Raw genomic sequence first — 22,661 nt, forward strand, 5'->3', positions numbered from 1 at the left:
CTATTTCACGGTGAGATAGAAGAAATCTCGCTGGTCTGGGCTCAGGTAGCGGTCTGGAGATGTAGTCATGTTGGGTAGCAGTTCTGTGGGTGTTGAGGTTGTTGCGTTTGATGCCCAAGAAGAGAAGTTCACCTGTCCGTTGTGGATGTCGAGTTCCATGGCGGTCGTTGCTCCTGCACGCACGAGTGAGGTTGCGAGCGTTTCGAGGGTGAGGCCGTTTCCGGCAACGTAGATCAGGTTCCCGTGTGCATCTGTTCCAAGTCCGGATCGCCAGGTGTATTGGAGCTGATTTCTTGAACTCCCCCAGGTCCCGCCTGCGTTGATGCTGAGATCTGGTACTTGGGTGCCCTTGGAGACAATCAAGTGGAGGTTTTGTCGAACCGCAGTGACTTCTGGGCTCATCTGTACGCCCGCGTTCCAGGCGCCAATGCTGATTCGCCCGTCTGCGGTGATCACTGCTGATGCTTGGCCATCGATGAGGTCGCGGGAGTATTGGCCGTTGAGGTAGAAACCGCCGGTAATGTCTTTGGATTTGAATCCGGAGTTGAACGTTGCCAACAGATGAGCGACGTCATCGGCGGGAACCCGGGCCTGCCCTGGCCAGGGACCGGTGTCTGGTTGACGGGTCCCGGCCACCAGATGCGCGGTGGTTTGCGATTGGCGTATCAGGGCGATACCGGCAATGACGCTGGGGTAATTGGTATCAGGTTGGACAAATGAGGTGTAGAGCGCGGGTTGAGCGTTGGAACTGGCCGGGCCTGGAATCCATTGCCCCTCGTTGGGCAGTGTCGGGGTGGGCGCGGTGTTCGCTCTCAGGTTTGGGAGGGTTGGATCGATGACGATGGGAGCGGCGCCGGCTTTAGGAATTGCATCAGGTGGTGGTGCTTGTGCCGATGGGGCGTGGTGGGTGTAGTACCAATTTTCGATGGTGTTGACGACTCCACTGGCACCGTTGTCTCTTAACCAACCCACTGTCCGGTCGGCGAAGCTTGCGTTTCCCGGGTAGGTAAGTGCTTGGGCGTAGGAGCTAAGGGGAACAAGGGAGAGGGAGAGCGAAACGATCAGAATGATCCTGCGGACACGGTGAGTCTTTCGCGGACGTGATGTCTTCTCTTTCACCGCATAGGGGCTTTTCTCGGGTGTATTAGTGGGCGGGGCAGGTATCGGCTGATCATGCGGTGGAAATGATCGAGATTTCATGGGACGTCCTTTATCGGCACGTTTGCACTCTTTAGTTAGGGATGACTATGCCCTTGCCTAGCAAAGAGGACGCTGAGAATTGGTTGCGTTCTCAGCGTCCGCTCAGGGATCGGGCGCGAGAGTTCACTTGGGGCCCGGCCACCAGGGTTGCTGTGATGGTTGGCTGTTCTTTGCGTGTAGTAGGTTTGATCAGCGATTTCCCGCAAGGTCTCAGTAGGTTCGGGCTGGGCAATAAATTAGGACAACGAGGTGTACGGGGTGGTCGCGAAGATTCAGGGCGAGGTTCCGAATCGGGGACGTATGGATCGCCTACGAAGGGTTGATTTCTTTAGTGGGCTCCTGGGACAGTGGCGTCATTACCCTGGAACGTTGTCTTTTCTGGGTCTTTTGTGGCTGGTGGGTGCTCTCAGCTCAAGTATTCGTAGCGGACCTACAGAGGCGTTGCGGGATGTTATTGGGCTCAGGCTCCATTCATTACCGGATCATCCTGCGTCGTTGGTGACGTCGGCTTTTTGGGCTGACGCAGTAGCTTCGTATGTCCTTTTCACGGTGCTGGTTCTGGTTCTTGGTGCCGCTTTTGAACGCCGTCTGGGGTCGTTGACTTTCATTCTTGTGGCTCTCGGTACTCAGGTGGGTGCGGCGCTTCTTAGCCTTGGTATCGCCCACGGAGTAACACTTGTGGGTGGAAACTGGTCTGATGTGTTGACCTCGGCGCATTCGTTGGGGCCAGCAGCGATAGTCTTTGGTGTGGCGGCAACCGGGGCGGCGACCCTGGAGACTCTCTGGCGACGGAGGCTGCGCCTGGGACTCTTTGCATTCGCGGGTCTCCTGGCGCTTTACGGCGGATCTTTTCAAGACCTGATCAACCTCATGGCCGTCATCATTGGATCACTTCTTGGGCCTTTAGTGACCAAAAAAGCGTTGCGTACCTCACGGGTTGTCGTGAGCGCCCGTGAGGCACGAGTACTCGTGGCGCTCATCGTTGCTGTGGGGGCTTTAGGCCCTGTCATTGCAGCGTTAAACACTCACGCTGTGGGCCCGTTGGCCGTGCTGAAATATTTGTATACCGAAGTTCAGCCCCTTGACGTCCCAACGGTCCAAGGGCTTTGCGCAGATCCTGCCCAAGCGCAGGACTGTTCCGCCGCTACCTTGCAGCTACGCGCAGGATTCGGGTCAATTTTCATGGCCGTCCTTCCCTCATTCATGCTGTTGGTCCTTGCAGATGGATTGCGTCGTGGCCGCCGTTTCGCGTGGTGGGCTGCTGTGAGTGTGCAGGTGAGCTCGACGGTTTTTGCCATTCTTGATGCCTTGCCCGTGATCATCGGAACACCCTCTGTCGGAGGGGCGAATCCGTACGAATCAGGGTATCTTCACGGGGCTTTGGGGCTCTTACTTCCCATGGCTGTCCCTGTGGCGATTATCGTTCTCTTGCTCCTGACCCGGGGCCGCTTCAGCGCACGTGCCCCCTCGGGAACCTACCCGAGAATTTTTGGTGCAACCGGGGTCCTCTTCATCGGTTTGTCCATCACCTATTGCGTTCTCGGGTCAGTCTTTACCTCAGGTTTTTCACCAACCCCGAGTTTCTTGGATTTCGTCCTCGATTCACCGGATCGTTTCTTAGCACTACGTCAACTGTTGGAAGTACCGCCTGGTTTCACCCCACAGGGTCCGGGTGCAGTGATTCTCTACGAAAGTATCGGCGTTCTTTTCTGGATCATCGTGGCTATTTATCTCCTTAAGTCCTTTGTTTGCCCCGCCCACAGCAGAGCAGATCACGACGAGGACGACGCGAAAAAAATCCTTCAACGCCATGGCGGAGGGACGATGGGTTGGATGACTACCTGGCCGGGGAACACGTACTGGTTTTCCGCCGATAGGGAATCGTTCGTAGCGTTCCGCGTCATTTCTGGAATAGCGCTGACACTCGGGCCCCCGGCTGGACCAGCCCACGGGCTTTGCTCAGCTATCAGCGGATTCGCCGATCACTGCGCAACCAATGGTTGGATACCGTGTTTCTATTCCGTCGCGGAACCCACCAGAACCCACACAGCACAGCTTGGCTGGGGAAGTGTCCAAGTTGCCGAGGAAACGCTCCTTCCCCTTGGGAACATAGCTTTCACAGGGAAAAAGTTTCAGGATATTCGGACCGCGCTGAACCGGGCAGCCAAGGAGGGCATCAGCGCTGAGTGGGTTAGATACGGCACGGCGCCTCTATCTGTAGTGGGCCAGATCAACGCGATTTCGGAGGAATGGGTTGCGGATAAAGACTTACCCGAAATGGGATTCACCCTTGGCTCCATCGATCAGGTTGATGATCCAGAAGTCCGGTGTCTGATCGCCATCGATGATCACCATGTTGTTCATGCCGTGACATCCTGGCTCCCTATCTACGAAAATGGTGAGATCACGGGGTGGACGCTGGACTTTATGCGCCGGCGAACAGAAGGGTTTCGGGCCTCAACTGAGTTCTTGATTGCCTCTGCGGCACTTAGTTTGGAGCGTGAAGGCTACCAACTCATCAGCCTCTCTGGCGCACCTCTGGCACGGTTGGAAAAATCTGGTATTGACGTCCCGGCAGGACACGTGAATCAAGACAATATGTGGACAACAGCGATCCTTGACCGTTTGCTTCATGGCTTGGGAGCATCACTGGAACCGGTTTACGGATTTAGATCCCTTTTGGCGTTCAAGGCCAAATTTCAGCCAAACTACGTCCCATTGTTTATGACGTTCCCTGATGCTGCAGCCCTACCTTCCATTGGTAACGCCCTCAGCAGGGCCTACCTCCCTACGGTGACCTTCAACCAGGGATTTGCACTTCTTCAAAGTATCCTCAGACGCGGAAAATAGAATCCCTACTGCGCTCAAACCCCAGATCCTCAACCTCACTCAGGCTCTCCTCAGCGAGCCGCTGTCATAGTTGGTACAGCGGCTCCGGCACTGGAGCTGACCAGTCCACCGAGACCATCAAACGTGGTGGGAGGCGGGGACTGAAACATCACATGAGAGGCATGACAGTGAAGAGAAGTCCACGCAAAAATGCTATCGCCGGTTCAGTTCTTGCCCTGGTATTGGTCGCCGGAACCTCTGCAGGAGGGATTGCGATCGCCAATGCAGCAAGCACCCAGCAGGGCACATCGAACTCCACTGATCTACCTGAAGCGAACGACACCCCGGATGTTCAAGGAGCAGCGGACACCCCGGAGGCCAACGACACTGCGGATGGTGCCAGTTCGACGGAAGGAAACGATCAGTCTGTCAAGGGTTCGATAACGGTTCCCGAATCATCAACGGAGCTTTCCGCCGCTGATGAGAGCGCGCAGCTGGCAAAGCTTGCAACCATCGATCAGGCCGCTGCCTCGGCGGCTGCATTCAGTGCGGTTCCGGGGTCCGTCGTGGACTCAACAGTCCTGGGAGAAGAAGACGGGTCCTTGATCTACGAAGTTCTCCTCACCGACGGCGCTGGAAGTAAAACCGAAGTAAAAATCGATGCCGGCACAGCGATAGCGCTTTCGGTTGGTCCAGCCGAAGCGAACGCCGGAGAACAGACCGAGACACAAGACAACGGCTGAATCTTCGCACTACAACAGGTGCGGGTGGACACCCGAAGCCGACAGGCAACGGCGACTACCTGCACCTGCAGTACCAAAGAAACAACCCACGTGAAGGCAGGCTCTCAGGAAACCTTCAGGTAGCGGCTGGAAGTGTAGGGGGAGAGCTTGCACTGGGCTTTCGATCAACCTCATCATGACCAAAGGATTTTCTTGCATGATCACGTATTTGAGTCTCCCGTTAGGGATCAGCATCATAGATCTTGGAAATCCGGCGGCGTTGCTGACCAGTGCCGGGCCGTGGATACTGGGCGTTGTAGCCGCGATAATCTTCATTGAATCAGGCGTGCTGTTCCCATTCCTCCCTGGCGACTCCATGGTCTTCACCGCAGGGGTGTTGCACGTGCAATTGGGAATTCCTCTGGTGGTGATGATTGCTGTGATTGTGGCAGCGGCCATCATGGGCGATCAGGTGGGGTACTGGATCGGGCACCGATTCGGTTCGAAACTGTTCACCGCGGACGCGAAAATTCTGAAACTGTCCTACCTGCACCACGCTGAAGAGTTTTTTCAAAAGTATGGTGGCCGTTCCCTGGTACTGGCCCGCTTTGTGCCCTTCGCCCGAACCTTTGTCCCCGTAGTTGCTGGCGCGGCGAATTATCACTACGGCACTTTCTTTCGATGGAACGTTCTTGGCGGAGTTTTGTGGGGGACACTCTTGTGCGTTGCGGGTGCGTTTTTGGGCGAGATTCCGTTTGTTGCAGAACACGTCGATGTGATCGTGGTGTCGATAGTGGTGATCTCAGTGATTCCCACAGCCTTCGAAATTTTCAGGCAGATCAGACGACACCGCTCAAATACGCCGGCCAAGACTTCCTAAAACGTGGCCGGCAGTTATGGAACTGATCTCTTGCTGAAGTGCTTTGTGAGATCAATAGTTAGTCTGAAGATGATCATCTCGGGACTACAGAAAGAACATGTGCCAGCGAATGCGGTTACTTCTTGTCGAAGATGAGGTGGACCTTGCTGATGCCCTGCGTAGAGGGTTGATCAACGAAGGCTTTGTCGTTGATGTGGCCCATGAGGGTGTTACAGGTGCGTGGATGGCAGTACAGAATCCTTATGACGTCGTGGTCCTGGACATCATGCTCCCGGGAAAACATGGATACCAGATCCTCAAAGAGATCCGTGCAGCGGCAATCTGGACTCCTGTCTTGATGCTTACGGCCAAAGACGGTGAGTACGACCAGACGGATGCGTTTGACCTAGGAGCCGATGACTACCTCACAAAACCCTTCAGTTTTATTGTGCTGGTGGCACGGCTGAGGGCCCTGATCCGACGCGGAGCACCGGTTCGACCCGTGAACATCACGGTTGGTTTGCTGACCCTTGATCCAACAAGGAAGAGCGTTTCCCGTGGTGAGACCGGGATCTCCCTCACTCCCAAGGAGTATGCGATCCTCCATTTTTTGATGCGTAACCATGATCGAGTCGTCTCGAAAGCAGAAATCCTCGACAACGCCTGGGACGCCGCATACCAAGGCAGCGACAACGTCGTGGAGGTGTATATGGGTTACCTACGAAAAAAGATAGATGTTCCCTTTGGAAGTCTCACCCTGACTACAGTGCGAGGCATGGGGTACTGCCTGAGCTCTGATGGTAGCTAGGGCAATGTCCCGGAAGAGGTCGCTTCAACCGAAGCTCTGGGGTGTGCGGACAACAGCAGTCTTTGCCGCCACCACTGCCATGGCCCTGGTGCTGATCCTTGCAGGAACCGGTCTTTTGCTGGTGTTGCGGTCCTCTCTTCTGGACAATGCACAGTCGTTGGCCTTGACCCAGATGAATTCCGTTGTCCGTCAGATCCAGGAAGACGACTCCCGGGCAGTGCCCTCAAATATTGGTGGTTCTTCCACGCAGATCACCCAGGTGATCTCCGCTGCCGGCGTCGTTCTTGTCTCCTCGGATCCTTCTCTCCCGTCCTTGTACGAGGGGCCACCCCTAAAGGTCGGTGAAAGCTATCTCTCAGAGAGTCGCGGCATCACTTCCCTCGTCGACTTTGACGACTACACGGTTGCAGCGCAGGCGGTGCAAGGTCGTGCCGAGACGCTGACCGTCGTCGTGAGTGTCCCGACAACCCTCGAAAAGGGTGCTGTCCTGACGGTGGGATGGTCGCTGCTGATCGGCATTCCACTCATCCTCGGGCTGACAGCGCTTCTAATCTGGGTATTAGTGGGGAGGGCATTACGCCCGGTGGAGGCAATCCGCACCACAGTTGCCGGAATAACGCATCACCAACTCGACCAGCGCGTGGACGTGGTACCCACCCATGACGAGGTCGAACGCCTAGCACTGACCATGAACGAGATGCTCCAGCGCCTCCAAACAGGCGACGAAGTTCAACGTCGCTTTGTTGCCGACGCCAGCCATGAGCTGCGAAGCCCCCTTGCAACACTGCGGACAGGACTGGAAGTGGCCATCGCTGACCCGAGCGGACAAGCCTGGGCCCAATCGGCTCAAATGCTCGCCAAACAGACCCAAAGAATGAGTTATCTGGTTGAGGATCTCATGACGCTGGCAAAGATCGACGACGCCGGACTCCGCTTCACCATGGAAGATGTTGACCTCGACGACGTGCTGGCGGAAGAGGTGGCCCGCCTGAAAACCGTGTCCAACCACCGCGTTTCCCTAGCCCTTGAACCACTGCGCATTTCCGGCGATGCGAACAGACTTGCCCAAGTCTTCCGGAACGTCCTGAACAACGCAGACCGGCACGCCGCAACATACGTAAGCATTACCGCGGAAATGACCACTGCGACGGCAACCGTCATCATAGAAAACGACGGCGACACCATCCCAGAAGATGACCGCGAGCGAATTTTCGAGCGCTTCATCCGGCTGGATGAGAGCCGCAGCCGCGAAACCGGAGGCAGCGGACTGGGCCTGGCAATATCCAGAGACATCCTCAAAAGTCACTCCGGCACTATCACCACAGGTCGAAGCCAGCACGGAAACACCATCTTCACCATCAACATCCCCCAACAAATACCACCGACAAATCCCTTCGACCCATCAGCGGCCACAGGGTGAGAAAGGGAGAACACTTGCCAAAAAATAGCAGAATCCGAAATTACTCGCCGTGGAACTGAATTGATACGACCACAGTGGTTGAGGGGAGAAATAGAGCGAACCCGCATACACCCTCATCCGGGTATCCGTCCGAGGGTGTCACTAGACCTCTTGTTGCCATATGCGCTGTTATCAGTACCAGCAGGAACTCGAATAGCCTCAATTAGGCCTGGGCAGACCCGAAGCTTTGATCATGACGACACTGGAGCCTCTGGGACGCTCTACGCAGTGAACCGTACCGAAAACATGTTCCGCGCAGAGTTTTGCTACGGGTGTTTTGGAATAGATTTTGGGACGGTCATATGACGCGGAATCTAGCGGTTTTTCCAGCGGGGGAGTGGTGCAGCTAGGAGTGTTCCAGTTTTAAGGAATTGGAACACTCCTGTCCGGGTCTACGGAGCGAGTTAGGTAGGGCCTTGTGGCCCTACCTAACTCTTTGGGGACGCGTTACTTTTCCTTCGTAGTGCCTATCTTGGTAGCCAAGTACCTTGACAGAGAAAGGTATCCGGCGTCGTTCACGTCATCTGAGACCGTGACGTATACCCACAACGTGCGCCGGGTACCGCTACACGTAAAAACCTGCACCGGTGTCCGGGTGACAGGAGACCCCTTGGCTGGGTGTGAATCACGCAAGTGATCAAAGAATGAGGACCCGAACGGGCGTCAAATTGGTAAAGGGGCGGGCAAGGAGAGCAAAAAACGCTCTCTACCTGCCCGCCCCGCGATACCGGTGGTGCGCTGGTCTTCTCAAGCTGTCGAATGACCAGGTACTACTTGGTGGTGCTGTGTTGCTCGGTAATGCTGTGTTACTGGGTGGTGCGCTGGCCATCTCAAGCTGTCCGATGACCAGATATTACTGGATTGTGCGTTTTACTTGATGGTGCTGTGTCCGTCTCCTCGTGCTTGACGGCCTGGTATTGCTGGTACTGCTTTGGTCATCTGTTGTGCTCTGATGGCCGGTTGTCGTGCAACGGTTCTTCCCCCTCTGGACAGGCAACTGCGGGTGTTTCTTGCGGGGGAACATCCGTTCTCTTTTTCTTACGAGAAAAAATATAGTGACTCTCTGAATTCTCGTCAAGTCGCTTCTGGGGCGTGCCTGGAAACGGTTTTTTGGGCGGTTTACAGGCGATCGTGCACAGCCTCAGAAGGACAAGGTCGGGGCGAAGTTTAGCGGATGCCTTGACAGCTGAACAGCCGGCCTTTTTCTCACACGGCGTCGTTGATTCTGGTCAGCACCCAGCTAGGGGAGTGTGGGCGGCGGCGTATTTCCATGGTCCGCAGCGGGGAGGCTGTGTTGATGCGTACTTGTACGCGCCAGACTTTGACGTTCACGACGTCGACGCCGATAGGTGCCCGGGTCTGTGTGTCCCACCATGGTTCGCGTTCGAACCAGCGCAAAGGGTCTGCTGCCACGGCCCAGATGTGTCCGTCGTGGCGGATGGCCAAGGGGGTGCCGTCGAGGGTGAACCGAACGGGACTGCCCTGGCTTTTGTTGACTCGAGGTCTTAGGCCGCTGTGAACGCGGCCCGATTGATTGTTTCATATTCGATGGGCGTGAGTTTTCCCAGCCGTCTTTGCCGTCGCCGGCGGTGGTAGGTCCGCTCGATCCAGGTCATGATGGCCAGCCGGAGTTCCTGTCTGGTGAACCACCGCTGACGGTCCAGGACGTTCTTTTGCAGCAGCGAGAAGAACGATTCCATCGCGGCGTTGTCCGCGCACGCACCCACCCTGCCCATCGATCCGGTGAGCCCGTGGTGCCGGAGCGATTCGACGAAGCGGCGGGACCGGAACTGGGCGTATTCAACCGGTCGAAGCAACGGTTGCTGTTGGGCCTGAGTTTAGCTGGTCCGCGAAGGCTTCCGCTGGGGTGCGCCATCCTAGGACGCCGCGCGGCCGGTTGTTGATGATGTCGGCAACAGCTTGGATCTCTGGGGTGCTTCCAATGGCAGGTTGATCAATATTTGGTACTCTTCGATTTTGGTGCCCGATGGCGTGGGCATCGGTGGTATCTGCGGTGTCCTGAGGATCTTGGACTTGTCGTTACCACCAGCGTCTCCCGCTATTTTGATAGGACGTGGTGTTTATGAGTCGTAGCGTTCCTTATATGGGTCCGTCTGGTTTTCGCGGGCTTGGGGGTGTGGGTGCTGATGAGGTGGTGGCCCGACTTCACGCTTTCGAACTCCTTGGTGACTGCGATGAGGAAGCCAGTGCGGCAGAGCTGACCGCGCAGCTGTTTTATCTCTCGGCCCCGTTGGCTCTTCTTAGCCGATGCAGGGACAGCAGTGAAAAAGCTGAGCGGGAGCTTGTTTCAGCAGTCCGGCTTTCCCGCCATCAGGGGGCGAGCTGGCAGGACATAGGCTCAACACTGGGTTTGAGCGCAGAGGGCGCACGCGCGAGATTCGACACCGCTTAGGGATGTTCCGCGACATACGGGTCCTTGGAGCCTCTAGTTATTCTGATGTAGCCGGGAGTGGGTTCGCGATAGGGCTAGGGGGTGTTGCATTGCACTTGTTGGGCCGTCTGGGTCGAACCAGACTGAAAGTGCGCCGCTTGTTGTGATGGGGTGAAGCACCGCAAAAAGGGCTATGACACCGGCAACGATCCACCAGAAAGTCCGATGTGATTTCACGTCGCTTGGCATGCGTTGACTTTCTAAGAGTCCGTGACAGGGATCCGACTACGATATGCACTTGTTTTCTCACTTTTTGTACGGTTCGGTTTGTTACCGGGTTCAGACTGCTGCAGGGCGCTTTTTGATTATGGAGGAGAATTCCCGCACACCATCCTGGTAGCTGCGGCGGTAGCATGGAATGCAGGTTCTGTCTTGGGCGGCAGGAAGCCCCTACCAAGCCGCTTGCAGTCCCATTCTTGGTCGCCGGAAAATGGTGCGGCTACTACACTTTCCTTGGGGAACGATAGACACATAGGTGATTTTTGGGAGATAGACGTAGCGCGAGAATCAGGGATCCACTGCGCCTTACGGCGCAGGTAGTAGGTGAGTTACTTCTCACTGTTGGCGCCATAGCACTTCTGTTTGTTGTGTGGCAGGTGGGCTGGAGCACCTTAGTTTCAGCTCAATCCCAGCGTGCTGCAGTGGATTCGTTTTCCCAACGATTCCCAGGTCCGTTCATTACTAGCGCCCAGGATTCCAAGAGTTTTGGCGACCCGGTAGTCGCGCCCGCCCCTACACAAGATGGCACCGTCTTTGGTGTGGTGTATATCCCTCGGTTCGGACCTGACTATGAGCCAAGGCCGGTCGTGCAGGGAACGGGTCAGCAGGAACTCGATACCCTGGGCCTAGGTCACTATGTGTCGGGGGCAATGCCAGGGGAGGTAGGCAATTTTTCTTTGGCCGGCCACCGGCAAACTCACGGGGCTACGCTAGATGCGATTCATACTCTGGTACCTGGGGACAAAATTTATGTTCAAACTGCCACCGGATACTTCACCTATATTTACCGTAACAACGCCATCGTGCTTCCCACTCAGTCCAATGTTTTGGCCCCCGTACCCATGGAACCCCATTTACAAGCAGATGAGCGATATCTAACCCTTACTTCATGCAATCCTCGGTTCGGACAAAGTGAGCGCTTCATTGCCTTCGCCGTCATGGACTCATGGCGGCCTATCAGCGCCGGGCCACCCAAAGAGATTGCAGAGCAAGTCCAAACAGCCATGGGAGGGGGGAAATAAATGTACGGTTGGATTTTTCGGACGCTCCCAGGGCCGACGTGGGTTCGTGTCATCGAAGCCTTGATCCTTATTGTGGTGACGATCGCGGCTCTGTTTACGTGGGTTTTTCCATGGCTCTCGACATATCTTGAGCTGAACACCCCATCGATTGGCTTACTTTTAGTGTCCCTACCTCATCCGGTTCTATCTCCTTTGATGATGATCACGGTATGATTTTTTTGACCGCTTTCTGTGCGGGCCGGTCGACGCACGAATTGCTCCGTTCCCCATTGATTATCACCAACTGCATCATCACGATCACTGTGCTCACTTCCTGTGCTGTCCTTCCGGGATCCTCTGAGGATCCAGTAGAACGTTCGGAAGTATCCGATCGGACAGTAAGTAGTATTTCTCCGGAAAGCCCATCCACAACAAACCGCGCCAGCGATATCCGGGCCAAGATGGAAACGACGCTCTCTTTGCTGGCACCGGATATTCACGCCTTGGACAGAACTACTTTTCGCGATGTAATAGCCCGCCTGGATCCAGCGATAGCTAACTCCGTGGAAGTGTCAATATTCAAGACCCCAACGGGACTCGACGTAGACGCCGTCCAGGGCGCCGTTCAGATCGATGGAACATGCGTATTCGGGGAGCTCAGAAATACAAAGGTCACTACAACCCTGCTCCCAGTCCTTCCGAACGGTCGCTGCTTCATCGGCGATCAACGTTAACAGTCTTTTGGACTCGAGCCCAATGGAGTGAACGTGGTCCTTGAACGGGCTCTCAAGCTTGGACGGGCTTATAGGTTGCTACCGCGGACGCTTTCATCATTTTTTCGATCTTCTCGCCTAGAGTCGGAACGTTATCTAGAAGTGGGCCCGCTTTGTGGTGGAATCGCAGTTGATTTTTGCCTCACCAGGGATTGGTTGTTAGGGCTCTGTTCGTTGGTTTTTGCTGTGGGCGGGGCGGTCAGCGCAGTCGGTGGAAATGAATGTAGCGACGTGCGGTATTTGCTTGCTAGAGCACCGGCGGAGTTTTAGCCCGCGGTGGCCGTCCGGAGAAACCTACGTAGGTCCCTGATGCCAGGACCACGCCACCGGCGATGAACATCCACCAGGGGAACCCGGGCACGTCGGGGGATTTGCCCGCTTCGTCGATGTCGGATTGAGGGGTGGGTATCACACGCTCGCCAGTGACTAGGATTCGGTGGCTATTGATTCCTAAGGGCGTACAGGTCACGAGGGTCATCAGGTCACTGCCGGGCTGAATGAGCAGGCTTTGTGTGTCTTCAGGCTCTACGATAACGGTCTCAGTGACGCGATAGGTGAGTAATTCTCCGAAGACTTCGATGGTGAAAGAGTCGTTGACTGAGACTTTGTCGAGGTTGGTGAAGAGATCGGAGGTTGCCAGGCCCCGATGTCCTGTCACGACAGAATGAGTCGACTGTCCGCCTACGGGGAGTGCGGTGCCCTCAAGGTGGCCGATTCCGTGTTCGAGGACGGCGTTGCTAGTACCGTGATAGATCGGTAAATCGACGTTGATAGACGGGATCCGAATACGTGCCATTAGCCCTTCGGAGTCACCTCGGAGCATGTCGAGATACTTGCGTCCGGTCTTGGGTTGGGGTTCGTTGGCTAGTGGAAGTCGTTCGTTCGCGGCGATGTCAGCGCCGCCGCCACTGAGTCGCTGGTTGTAGTCCCTGGCTTCTGCAAGCCTTGTTTTTAGAGTTTCAGCGCCGAGGTCTTTGATGTCTTGTGTGAGTTTGTCGATTTCGCGGGACTGCTCTACTGAACTGAACCATGCTGCTGCGGCTGGGTAGAGGAGAAGTGCGCTCCCGATGGTTAACGCGATGGCTACTAGTAACGGCAGCAGTGGTAAACGCCAACGAGGTTTGCGGCTTCGTGCGTGCCTGAACGGAAGAGAAGGCGGGGCATCAAACTGATGCCCCGCCTTCGTATTCACAGTGCTACGTTACGCGACCGCGGGTGCCCGGGTGGCACGGCGGCTGGCGATCACTAGGGCGGTACCAAGGGCGAGAGCGATGAGCCCGATACCTCCGACGATGAACCATAGGGCACCATCACCACCGGTAAGGGGTAGCGCGAACGCGGGAACCTGGTCGTGTTCAAACTCGACGTAGTTCTGCACCGGTGCTGTGGTCGAGCTGGGCCCGGCAACAACCTGCGTCAGAACCTGGTTCGGGGTAGGCAGCTGAAAGCCGGCTGGCGGGGTGATTTCACGAACGTAGTAGTTCCCGGGCGTGATGATCGGGATCTCTACGATGCCGTTCGCACCTGTGGTCCAGTTCTGGATGCCGTCAATGAAGACAGCGTTCTGACCGAGATTGGCATCATTCTGGTTCAGGAACACCTGGTAGACGGCGCCAGCGAGCGGGTTTCGCACCCCGTTTTCGCTCTGGAACGCGAAGACGGTGAGCTGACCGATCGGCGTGCTGCCGGTGACTGTTTCGCTGCTGCCGTTCACGACGGCGGTCGCGGTGTTGGTGATAATGCCATTTGCCGGGATGGTGACCGCGCGACTCAGTACGGTCAGTGTCACGTTTCCTCCTGGCAGTGCCGCGAGGCGGTTAAGACCAGCGGGGGTGAAAGTGGTGGTGACGTTGCGTGTGGCGTCGTCATAAGCGAGCGTGTAATCGGTGCCGCTGACAAAGTTCTGCGAGACCCCAGCGGCGTTTGCGACACTTACGCTTGTCGGAGCGACGCCCGTGGGGCCGGCGACTAGGTATTCGAGCTCCACGGGCAGGGTATCGGTGAGCGTGTAGGTGTCAAGGGTGTCGCCACCGGCGAGTGTTGGAACATCGGATTTGATAGCCCAGCGAATCAGATCTGGGTTACGGGCCTCGACCGAGTTCGCCGGGGCCGGAACGCGGGTCTTGGTCAGATCTGTGACTGCGTTTTTGGGGTAGGCGTGAACGTCGTAGATCCACTGGTTCGCGGGTGCACCACCGGGGCCTGTGGGGAATGGCAGCGTGACCAGAAAGGGTGCTGCGGGGTTGGTCGCCTCTGCGGGCAGTTCGGTTTCGGTGACGAGGTAAAGGCCGATCGGGAGGGTATCACCGCCATTGAATACTGCGACGCCGTTGGTGCCGGTGGTGGCTGTGTAGGTATTGGCAAGGGTGACACGGCTGGCAGCGGTAGCTGGGGTGAGGTTGGCAACTTGGTCCCAGCCGCCTGGTGTTGTGAGGTCCACGCCCTCCACGAGGGCGGCGGTGAAAGTCGCGCCGGAGAGCGGAGTACCGGGAACGGTGACTTCCTGGCCGGTACCGATCTGCTGGCCGTTGTTCGGGCCAAGGGCGGACTTGTGGATGGTCAGGGTACGGGCAATTGTTGGGTCTATATTGCCCGGTTGGGTCACGGCTGCCGCGGGCGCGACGCTGGCAAATGCCGCTGCTGCACTTAGCGCCAGCACGCCTGCAGCGGCGGTAAGTCGCCGAAGGATGGATATGGACATCTGCTGTCTCCTAATGAGTGAGGTGAGGGTGAGGCCGAAAGGAAAGGGTCGAAAAGGTGGGGATGATGGATGGGTAGGGCGAGTACGGATCATCGGAAGGCGCCCCGCGTTCGTCGACGTCTGTGCCACACCAACAGGGCTAGTGCCAAAATGAGCAATGATCCCCCTGCGATGTAGTACACGTCAGCGCTCGTGCCACCGGTCAGCGGCAGCCTGGTGGGCTCCACGGGGGCGTTGACGAAGCGGTAGACCGCTGTCTGCCCTGCCGCGGGAGCGAGAATGGTTCTTGAGGCCACTACAGTCCATGTTGACCCGGTCAGTCGTTCGAGGCGAAGTTCCTGGTATGCAATGCGCCGTCCCGGGTCGGTAGCTGCTTCCGAGAGCGTGTAGCTGTGCCCTGGACGGACGTCAAAGGTATTTGCCGGGTTGCCCGCTGCCACATACTCGGCGCCGAGCCTTGTTTCCGTTGGTAACGCCCCGCCGGTCAGTGCCGCTGGGGCCGCGGTGACTTTCCAGTCCGGGGCCTGGAATCCTGTGCGGGGGTTCTGTACTTGGTTGAGAAGTGTGATGGATGCTGTGGAGTTCCGTACAGTGCAAGTGATTATCGCGCTGGTCGGGGTGAGATCTCCGGAGGCAGTGACGTCGAGGGTTTCGCCGGTCGTCGTGCGGCATTGCCATGTGCCGGTTTGGACGTAGGTGCTCGGTCCTCCGGTTTCGGCCAAGCGGTAGGCAACACCGGGTGTGATGGGAACATTCGATGCGGCGGCACTGCCGGTAGCTCCGGAAGGACCGCGAAGTGCCCCGGCAGGGCCGGTAGCGCTCAGGGTCCAATCGGTGGGTAACGCAGCCCCGAAGGGAACCTCTTTCACGAGCGTGAGAGATGCTGTGGGTCGGTTTATGAGCGTGCACTCGACCGCGGAGGCTGGGGCTATGGCCGTGAGGGTGGCGCTGATGGTTGTACCTGTCTGGGTAAAGGTCGCCCCTCGGGTGGCGCCGTTCACGGTGCAGGATCCACTGACGAAGGCAAAACCTGCTTGCTGGATTTCGGAGACCACTACCGAAGCCCGCGACGTCGTTGTCCCGAACAATACTGTCCAGCTTGCCTGGCCCGCAGTATCTGTTGACTGGCGTTCAGAACCGACTGGCAGTGCTGTTGCGGTCCCTGTTGTTGCCGTCACCGCCGTTCCAACGCTCCAGTCAACGCCGGGGCGGGTCAATCCAGAGAATTCCCTGATGGTTTTGGTGATACGCACCGTTGAAGCCGGAGACGGGGTATTAAAGTACGTGCAGGTGACGTTCACACCGAGCCTGTTGGGGATGGTGGCCGTCCCAGTGGTAGTGGTGCCTGAACTGAGCTTCACCCCGTCCGCGTAGCACTCGTAGATGGTGGAGGCATAGGCGCCGATGGTGGAGGCCGAACCAGAGGCCATCGCCTCAGAGATCGTCACGGTGGTACCGATAGTGACGGGGAAAGGCCCGATCTGGGCGGCTTGTCTGCCGGTTGTTGTGCCGGTGGTCGTGGCGGTAGCGAACCCTGTCGGCGGTGTTCCCGTGGATGCCGTCAGCGTGAACTGATCACTCGGGGCCTGCCGGCCTATAACATTTTTTTGGACCGTGATGGTGGACGGTGTTGAACATCCGCCAAGGTCCACTGAGTTAACTGGAACCCGTGCAGTGCCGGGCACACGGCTCCATGTTGTGGCGTCGAACTCGTAAGCGTTTCCTGCGTTGGATAGATAGACGGTACCGCGGGGCGAAAAGGCAATGCCGTTGATGTTGGCGAACGCCGTGTCGGTCCCCGTCGATGGCTTGGTCGCGGAGCTGCTCACCGCGAGAGTCCCGCCGTTGGCCGTTGCGAGGTTTTCGGCTGTGACCGTGAAGATCGTTGCGGTGTTGAGTGTGTTGACGACGGCGGCGCCTACAACGTAAAGGTTTCCCCGGGCGTCGAATGCCATGTCACCGTTTCCGTTCGGCGCTGAACCAGTGGGAAATGAACCTACGAAAGCGTACTGGGTGGCTGTGGGGTTCGTTTCGGTGAAACTCCAGATGTAGAACTGTGAGTTGGCGAAAATCCCGAAAAGGTACTTTCCGGTTCTCAGGTCAATGGCGCCGGCCACGATGCTCCCGGTGATGGGGGAGCCCCCGGCCACTGTTGTGTAAGCGGTATTGGCCAGTTTTTCGAAGCCGGCTCCGGGTGTCCATTTCAGGATCGAGGAAACATCGCTGGCATCAGTGGTCCGGTCGAGGGCGTATGCCAAATTTCCATTCGCTCCAACACCAAGGGCGTTGACTGCATTCACGCCCGTCCAGCTACCAACGGAAGTAACGCCGCCGGAGACAATGTCGCCCTGTTCGAGAATCCCGGCAGCGGTGACTGAGTAAAACCGGCTCGCGTCGCAGAAGAGACGCGCCGTCTGCGTGGTGTTGGTAAAAGTGCATAGCACTTCGGCGCCCACCTCGTCTGGGATGGTGATGGTTCCTGATCCTCCCGTACCGGATGCGATCACGGTCCCAGCACGGGTGCACTCGTAGGCGCTGGCGTATCCGAGGCCTGCGCCGGCCGTCGGGGTCTCATGGATAGTGTAGATAGAGCCTGGCTGTACCACTGAGCGGCTGATCTGCGCGGATTGGATTCCAGTGGCGGTGCCGGTGGTGGTGGCGGACGCTAGGACGCTGGTACCTGATCGAAGCGAGAGCGTGAACTGGTCGGCAGCTGCTGCGCGTACCGGCAGATTTTTACGGATGGTAATTGTTGTCGCGGGCGAAACTGTGAGGCTACTGGGCGGTGAGGTAATGAGACCCGAGGGTGTAACTGTGCCGCTGGTATAGGTCCCGGCGGTTGCGGCTATGACGGCCACCGTGATGGTGCACGAGGTCCTGCCTGCGGCGAGGTCACCGCCAACGGCCGAGATGCTTCCTGATCCTGCTGCAGCTGTAACGGCAAAGGCCGTACCAGCAGCGTTGACGCACGTGCCTGAGATGGTGGGGGACGGTGCCACGATGAGTCCTGAGGGAAGCGCCGCGGCGAATCCCCAATCAGTTTTTGCGTACAGGTCCGAGGTGTTGGTGATGGTGTAGGTAAGGGTAGTAGGCACCGTCGCTGTTGCTCCCGAAGCATCGAAGGCCGCGTCCAAGGCAGGCGTCACCTCAAGGACCCGGATGTTATCGACGCCGAACCCGCTCCCGGCACCAGTTGTAGTGTTGATGATTTGAACTCTCCCTGCAGAGAGCTGTGCTGGCGTGAGGAGCGCTGTATTAGTGCCGTCGTAGCTACCTGCACGTACTGAGGCCGACCATGCCGGGTCAGAGACTCCCGCAACGGGGTTCAGGGGCGACAGCGTCGGGGAGGTGTAGTAAACAGTGCCGGTACTGGTGCAGGGGACGACCGGGGATGTAAATCCAGCCAGCAGCGTTGTGGTCCCGGAGACAAGATTTAGCGAAAGGGACGCGTTGTTCGTGCCGCACTGGGCCCCGACGGCGTTCATACCCAATGCGTAATAGCGTGAATCAGGGGCGGTAAGGCCCAAATCGTTCTTGGACTGCAGTACCGTCGTGCCGCCCGAAACGGTTGTGTAGGGACGGGCGACCAAAGCATGGTTTAGCTGTGTACCGTTGACGGTTGAACCATTGGCAGGTGAGCTCGCGGAGGAAGATCCGCTCGATCCTGCCGCTACTTGTCCAAGGACGTCAGCCATGCGGCGGGCATCGCGTGCAGCAAGGGAAGACTGCCCCTGACCCAACTGTTGGGTGGGGCAAAAGGACGGATTGGGGTACGGCGCTCGGTAATTCACCAAAACGCCCGTGCAGTTAGTTCCGCTAAGCCAGCCCGTAGACCCGGTATACAGACCGCCGGAGTAAACGGAAAGACCGCTGGCGGAATTAGTTAGACCCTGTTCAAAAAACTCGTTCCACACTTGGCGGGGTGCATCGGCAACGCCTGCGGCAAGAAGACTAGGGCTCTGTGCGATGCGGGCGTTCGCTGGTGGTGCCCGGTCAGATTCGGACGGAGATGCAGCGCTCGGTGAGCTCATCTCTGGTGTTGCCAAAACCGCGGGCGGCTCACTGGGGCCCTTCCCGGCATCTACCTCGGCCAGGGAAGGCTCCGGCTCCTCCGGAGTTGGCTTCTGATTACCTGATGGTTCTGCTGTGGGCTGTTCTAGTGCCGGCGAAGAAGAAGGGGTAGAACCAGAAGACTTGGTGCCCTCCGGAGCTGGCTCCTGAGTACTCGATGGTTCTGCTGTGGGCTCTTCCAGTGCCGGTGAAGAAGGGGGAGGACCAGAAGGCTTGGCCCCTTCCGTTGGATCGTTGGTTTTGGGTAGCACGGCAGGTGCGGTACTTGGACTCGCGTGGGCAGGTACCGCCGCTGCGGCTGAACCCCACCCGCCCACTAACACCACACAAGCAATCGCGGCAGCGACAACCTTGGTGATGCGTCGTGCCCGCCATCGGGCACAGTGTCGCCTGGAAACGTGTGATTTATTCACGTGGACAGTGCTCCCCTCGGCGGCATGATCATTTGTGAGACATCCGTACCAGAGAAGACGCAGGAATTGTCAGGTCCAAGAAGAGCCCCCACTTTCTGGAATCAGCACGCACTCGATGCGTGGTGACAGCACTAATATAGCAAAAGATCGTATGCTTTCTAATCTCTGGTCGCCGTAGCTGAGTAATGCTCAAAAGTCCGTGATATCAAGCGAAAATCGACCTGGGTTTGATAGAGAATCCTGACTTTTTGAGCGAGAAAAAAGTCACCGTGGAATCGAGCACTTGTGCGCGCTAGCGCCTCCGGGTACCTACTATGCCGCGAGGAACCGTGCACCATCAGTGCGAGCTCTCAGCGACGCGGTACTTGCGCCCGGATCTGATCAGATTCGAGCCAGCCCGGAAGCGGCACCCGGACATGGTGAAGCGTGAGTTGACAGCGGTGAGCGGAACCGGGCTAGTGCGAGGTGTTTGTGCTTCATCATTGTCGTGTTCAGTCGTCTGAGCGCGCTGGCGGCGTTTGCGGTGGTAGCTGCGTTCGATCCAGGTCGTGATGGTCTTGCTGCAATAGAGGTGGCGCGGTGAGGTTGCGGCGCTGACCATGGTGACCTGCGCTGTCATAGCGGCGAGGGCAGTCAAACTGATGTCCATTTGCTCCGGTGAAGGTCTCACTGATACTGGTGCATCATCCTCGATCGAGACCGGGGGCGACAGCTACGAAAGCACGCTGGCCGAGATCGTGGATGGCTATTACAAGACCTAACTTCTCCATGGCCCCGCCCTTTCCGCCCCTTGGAGAACGGTTGAGGACCTTGAGCTAGCAATTTTTCGGGTAGGTTCGCTGGCACAACACCAAAGGGGTTCACGGGTACCTCGGTGAGATTATGCCCGCAGAATTCGAGCACGTCTTCCATGCCGGCAAATCCTGCAACGCTCGCATGTCAGACATCAAATAGTGCGAGCTTTTATCAAACCCAGAGCGGTTCAGTCGTGGTGGGTGTGGGTTATTTGGTTGGTGAGCCAGTCGATGAGGGGCTGGCTGGAGCCTGGGGCGTTTTCGGGTTGTTGGTGGTGGTGTGCGTGCCAGGTTTGCACGTCGTTGGATTCGTTGGTGTTGGTGTTGGTGATGAAGCCCGTTAGTGGGCAGCTCGCAAGTTTTAGGGGGTGTGGTGCGGCTAGGCGGGTGAAGTGCAGGTGGTAGGCGAGTGCGCCTAGTGGCGTTCGTATGGGGGAGAGGTGTGTGGTGAGGTTGAAAGATTTGGCCCAGGGTAAGCAGTCTTCTGGATCCATGGGTTTTGCCAGGTAGTAGCCCTGGCCAAAGGCCGCACCGAGGATCGCGGTGGCTTCGGTGAGGGTTTCATCTTCAAGGCCTTCGACAACGACGTTCATTCCGAGGTCTTGTCCTAGTTGGATGAGTGTGGCGATGACGCTGAGGCATTGAAGGGGTTTGAGTGTGATGGTGTTGAAGAGTCCACGGTCGATTTTGATGGCGTTGAACGGGAAGGAGGAGAGTCTTTGGAGGCTGCTGTATCCGGATCCAAGATCGTCCATGGCAAGGCCTACGCCCACGTCCACGAGCTCGCGTAGTGTTGTGCGTTGTTCCTCGAGTCGTATTTCTTCTGATTCTAGGAGTTCGAGTCCGAGTCGGTTGGCGTCGATGGCGTGAGTTGAGAGCAGTCCTTGGATCAGTGACGTTGTGGATCCATCTGCAAGGATTCCAGGGGGTAGATTCACTGATATGTCGTGGCGGATGTCTTTTTTGTCCCATGTGGCGAGGATTCCGAGGGCTTGGTCAAGGACACTGGTAAATAGAAGACGTAATTCCTCAGGACCGAAATGAGGCAAAAATTCGTTGGGGTACGCGAGGCGTCCTGACGGGAGTTTTAGTCGTGCAAGGGTTTCGAAAAGGTGCACTGTCCCGTTCCGTAAGTCCACCACGGGCTGGAAATGAATCACAGTGTTGTTGTTTTTTAGTGCTTCTATGTACTTTTCGGGATCGATCTGTTTTTCCAGGCTGTGACTTTCCCTGGTGGTGCCGTTCACGTCTGGTTCGGGGGAGTCAAAAACGGTGTCTTGGGCGCATTGCCACCACGACTGACCTCGCTGTTTGTGTTTCTTTGCTCTGTACAGTGCTTCATCGGCGCTGCGGAGCAGGTATCGGCTGTCGGCGCCGTCGGCTGGGACCACCGCGATACCTAAGCTCATATCGACGCTAATGTGTTGAGCGTTGATGATGAAGGGCGCTTCGAAGGCCTTGTGGATACTTCCAAGAATTTTAGGTACGTCTTCATGTGCAGTTTTATGGGTGAGGTTCTTGATGATGAGAAGAAATTCGTCTCCCCCCATGCGGGCCAGGACATCGCCCTCACGCAGACACGAGAGCATCCGTGTGGCCCATTGTCGCAGTACGTCATCTCCGAAAGCATGTCCCCACGTGTTGTTTACTAGACGGAAGTCATCAAGATCAATCAAGCCCACTGCAGCAGTCAGGCCCTGACCGGGCGGATGTTTAACTGCGTTCTCTATGGCCTGCTCAGCGGCTATGCGATTTGGTAGCCCCGTCACGGAATCGCGAAGCGCCTGATATTGCAGTTGCCTAAACGAAGCGACCCGGTTGCTGATATCGCGTTGGACACTCACATAGTGGGTTACGCCGGTACCGCGACCGAGTCGCATCGGGATGATCTTTAACGCTGTCCAGAACGGCGAACCGTTTTTTCGGTAGTTGAGAACTTCTCCTTCAAATACTTCTTCCGAAGCAAGGACCTCCCGCATGGTGTCCTTCGTACCAGCATCAGTACCTGGACCCTGCATGAAACGGCAGTTCTTACCGACCAATTCTTCCTGCCCATACCCTGTCATGGCGGTGAAAGCTGGCGAAACATAGACGATGGCCTGAGTTGCGTCGGTTATCAAAGCTACATCAGCCGTCGCTTTCTGACCGGCGGCAATTACTGCCGCAATATCCAGGTACGGATCAGACTCTTTGCGTACGCTCAAAGTTTGACTCTCCCCCGTGAGATCACAGCCGCTAAGAAATTATTGTCACGATTGTAGTAGCGCAAGAGGCAACACCGCATCACAGGGGTCACTAACCGCTGCACTATGACCAAGGACTCATGAAGATCGGGTTCACGTCCTGGGCAGCAGAAAGCC

16 protein-coding genes and 1 pseudogene are annotated in these 22,661 nt (G+C 57.1%); 9 read left to right on the forward strand and 8 right to left on the reverse strand.

All coding sequences use genetic code 11. The features are described 5' to 3' along the window. Positions 1 to 1,119, reverse strand: a complete 1,119-nt coding sequence (locus tag QMG79_RS05215; RefSeq protein ID WP_283537528.1) for a phosphodiester glycosidase family protein — start codon at positions 1,117 to 1,119, stop codon at positions 1 to 3. Between the two features lie 381 nt (positions 1,120 to 1,500). Here QMG79_RS05215 and QMG79_RS05220 point away from each other — a divergent pair, with 381 nt between their 5' ends. The 5 genes from QMG79_RS05220 to QMG79_RS05240 all read left to right on the forward strand — a co-directional run bounded on the left by QMG79_RS05220 (position 1,501) and on the right by QMG79_RS05240 (position 7,838). Beyond that, complete coding sequence (locus QMG79_RS05220; protein ID WP_349357254.1) at positions 1,501 to 4,050, forward strand: bifunctional lysylphosphatidylglycerol flippase/synthetase MprF; 2,550 nt, start codon at positions 1,501 to 1,503, stop codon at positions 4,048 to 4,050. 161 nt (positions 4,051 to 4,211) lie between these two features. Further along, positions 4,212 to 4,772 (forward strand): PepSY domain-containing protein, encoded by a 561-nt coding sequence (locus QMG79_RS05225; protein ID WP_283537530.1) that lies wholly within the window; start codon positions 4,212 to 4,214, stop codon positions 4,770 to 4,772. Positions 4,773 to 4,947: 175 nt separating this feature from the next. Further along, positions 4,948 to 5,631 (forward strand): DedA family protein, encoded by a 684-nt coding sequence (locus QMG79_RS05230; protein WP_283537531.1) that lies wholly within the window; start codon positions 4,948 to 4,950, stop codon positions 5,629 to 5,631. Between the two features lie 109 nt (positions 5,632 to 5,740). After that, a complete protein-coding gene (locus tag QMG79_RS05235; protein WP_283537532.1) occupies positions 5,741 to 6,418 on the forward strand; it encodes a response regulator transcription factor in 678 nt (225 codons plus the stop codon). Positions 6,419 to 6,461: 43 nt separating this feature from the next. Beyond that, on the forward strand, positions 6,462 to 7,838 hold the full coding sequence (locus QMG79_RS05240; RefSeq protein ID WP_283537533.1) for a sensor histidine kinase: 1,377 nt from the start codon (positions 6,462 to 6,464) through the stop codon (positions 7,836 to 7,838). 1,245 nt (positions 7,839 to 9,083) lie between these two features. On the opposite strand, the gene QMG79_RS05245 is transcribed toward QMG79_RS05240, so the two are convergent. Both QMG79_RS05245 and QMG79_RS05250 read right to left on the reverse strand, forming a co-directional pair. Next, on the reverse strand, positions 9,084 to 9,323 hold the full coding sequence (locus tag QMG79_RS05245) for a hypothetical protein (RefSeq protein ID WP_283537534.1): 240 nt from the start codon (positions 9,321 to 9,323) through the stop codon (positions 9,084 to 9,086). A 59-nt stretch (positions 9,324 to 9,382) separates the two neighbouring features. Further along, positions 9,383 to 9,673: pseudogene (locus QMG79_RS05250) on the reverse strand (integrase core domain-containing protein); the annotation flags it as partial. A gap of 287 nt (positions 9,674 to 9,960) precedes the next feature. On the opposite strand from QMG79_RS05250, the gene QMG79_RS05260 reads away from it, so the two are divergent. The 3 genes from QMG79_RS05260 to QMG79_RS16625 all read left to right on the forward strand — a co-directional run bounded on the left by QMG79_RS05260 (position 9,961) and on the right by QMG79_RS16625 (position 12,283). Then, positions 9,961 to 10,290 carry a hypothetical protein gene (locus QMG79_RS05260; RefSeq protein WP_283537535.1) on the forward strand — a complete coding sequence of 110 codons (330 nt, stop codon included), beginning with the start codon at positions 9,961 to 9,963 and terminating at the stop codon, positions 10,288 to 10,290. A 521-nt stretch (positions 10,291 to 10,811) separates the two neighbouring features. Further along, the gene (locus QMG79_RS05265; RefSeq protein ID WP_283537536.1) at positions 10,812 to 11,570 is read left to right on the forward strand and encodes a class E sortase; all 759 of its coding nucleotides are present in this window, start codon (positions 10,812 to 10,814) and stop codon (positions 11,568 to 11,570) included. A gap of 440 nt (positions 11,571 to 12,010) precedes the next feature. Beyond that, positions 12,011 to 12,283: a DUF6993 domain-containing protein gene (locus tag QMG79_RS16625; RefSeq protein ID WP_502934714.1), complete on the forward strand. Its 273-nt coding sequence runs from the start codon at positions 12,011 to 12,013 to the stop codon at positions 12,281 to 12,283. A gap of 286 nt (positions 12,284 to 12,569) precedes the next feature. On the opposite strand, the gene QMG79_RS05270 is transcribed toward QMG79_RS16625, so the two are convergent. The 3 genes from QMG79_RS05270 to QMG79_RS05280 all read right to left on the reverse strand — a co-directional run bounded on the left by QMG79_RS05270 (position 12,570) and on the right by QMG79_RS05280 (position 18,718). Then, the gene (locus QMG79_RS05270; protein WP_283537537.1) at positions 12,570 to 13,514 is read right to left on the reverse strand and encodes a class C sortase; all 945 of its coding nucleotides are present in this window, start codon (positions 13,512 to 13,514) and stop codon (positions 12,570 to 12,572) included. A gap of 9 nt (positions 13,515 to 13,523) precedes the next feature. Further along, positions 13,524 to 15,023: a SpaH/EbpB family LPXTG-anchored major pilin gene (locus tag QMG79_RS05275; protein WP_283537538.1), complete on the reverse strand. Its 1,500-nt coding sequence runs from the start codon at positions 15,021 to 15,023 to the stop codon at positions 13,524 to 13,526. An 89-nt stretch (positions 15,024 to 15,112) separates the two neighbouring features. Further along, complete coding sequence (locus QMG79_RS05280) at positions 15,113 to 18,718, reverse strand: DUF7933 domain-containing protein (RefSeq protein WP_283537539.1); 3,606 nt, start codon at positions 18,716 to 18,718, stop codon at positions 15,113 to 15,115. Positions 18,719 to 18,989: 271 nt separating this feature from the next. Here QMG79_RS05280 and QMG79_RS05285 point away from each other — a divergent pair, with 271 nt between their 5' ends. Beyond that, positions 18,990 to 19,151: a hypothetical protein gene (locus tag QMG79_RS05285; protein ID WP_283537540.1), complete on the forward strand. Its 162-nt coding sequence runs from the start codon at positions 18,990 to 18,992 to the stop codon at positions 19,149 to 19,151. Positions 19,152 to 19,844: 693 nt separating this feature from the next. On the opposite strand, the gene QMG79_RS05290 is transcribed toward QMG79_RS05285, so the two are convergent. After that, the gene (locus QMG79_RS05290; protein WP_283537541.1) at positions 19,845 to 20,156 is read right to left on the reverse strand and encodes a hypothetical protein; all 312 of its coding nucleotides are present in this window, start codon (positions 20,154 to 20,156) and stop codon (positions 19,845 to 19,847) included. A gap of 333 nt (positions 20,157 to 20,489) precedes the next feature. Next, complete coding sequence (locus QMG79_RS05295) at positions 20,490 to 22,505, reverse strand: putative bifunctional diguanylate cyclase/phosphodiesterase (RefSeq protein WP_283537542.1); 2,016 nt, start codon at positions 22,503 to 22,505, stop codon at positions 20,490 to 20,492. Positions 22,506 to 22,661 lie beyond the last annotated feature (156 nt).

Source organism: Pseudarthrobacter sp. PS3-L1 (assembly GCF_030063285.1).
Taxonomy (GTDB): Bacteria; Actinomycetota; Actinomycetes; order Actinomycetales; family Micrococcaceae; genus Arthrobacter.

What these genes read in the sequence shown, in the direction of transcription:
- QMG79_RS05220 (WP_349357254.1), top strand. Translation starts at nt 1,501, where the DNA reads ATGGATCGCCTACGAAGGGTTGATTTCTTTAGTGGGCTCCTGGGACAG.
- QMG79_RS05225 (WP_283537530.1), top strand. Translation starts at nt 4,212, where the DNA reads ATGACAGTGAAGAGAAGTCCACGCAAAAATGCTATCGCCGGTTCAGTT.
- QMG79_RS05230 (WP_283537531.1), top strand. Translation starts at nt 4,948, where the DNA reads ATGACCAAAGGATTTTCTTGCATGATCACGTATTTGAGTCTCCCGTTA.
- QMG79_RS05235 (WP_283537532.1), top strand. Translation starts at nt 5,741, where the DNA reads ATGCGGTTACTTCTTGTCGAAGATGAGGTGGACCTTGCTGATGCCCTG.
- QMG79_RS05260 (WP_283537535.1), top strand. Translation starts at nt 9,961, where the DNA reads ATGAGTCGTAGCGTTCCTTATATGGGTCCGTCTGGTTTTCGCGGGCTT.
- QMG79_RS16625 (WP_502934714.1), top strand. Translation starts at nt 12,011, where the DNA reads ATGGAAACGACGCTCTCTTTGCTGGCACCGGATATTCACGCCTTGGAC.
- QMG79_RS05275 (WP_283537538.1), bottom strand. Translation starts at nt 15,023, where the DNA reads ATGTCCATATCCATCCTTCGGCGACTTACCGCCGCTGCAGGCGTGCTG.
- QMG79_RS05280 (WP_283537539.1), bottom strand. Translation starts at nt 18,718, where the DNA reads ATGGCTGACGTCCTTGGACAAGTAGCGGCAGGATCGAGCGGATCTTCC.
- QMG79_RS05285 (WP_283537540.1), top strand. Translation starts at nt 18,990, where the DNA reads ATGCGGGCGTTCGCTGGTGGTGCCCGGTCAGATTCGGACGGAGATGCA.
- QMG79_RS05290 (WP_283537541.1), bottom strand. Translation starts at nt 20,156, where the DNA reads ATGGACATCAGTTTGACTGCCCTCGCCGCTATGACAGCGCAGGTCACC.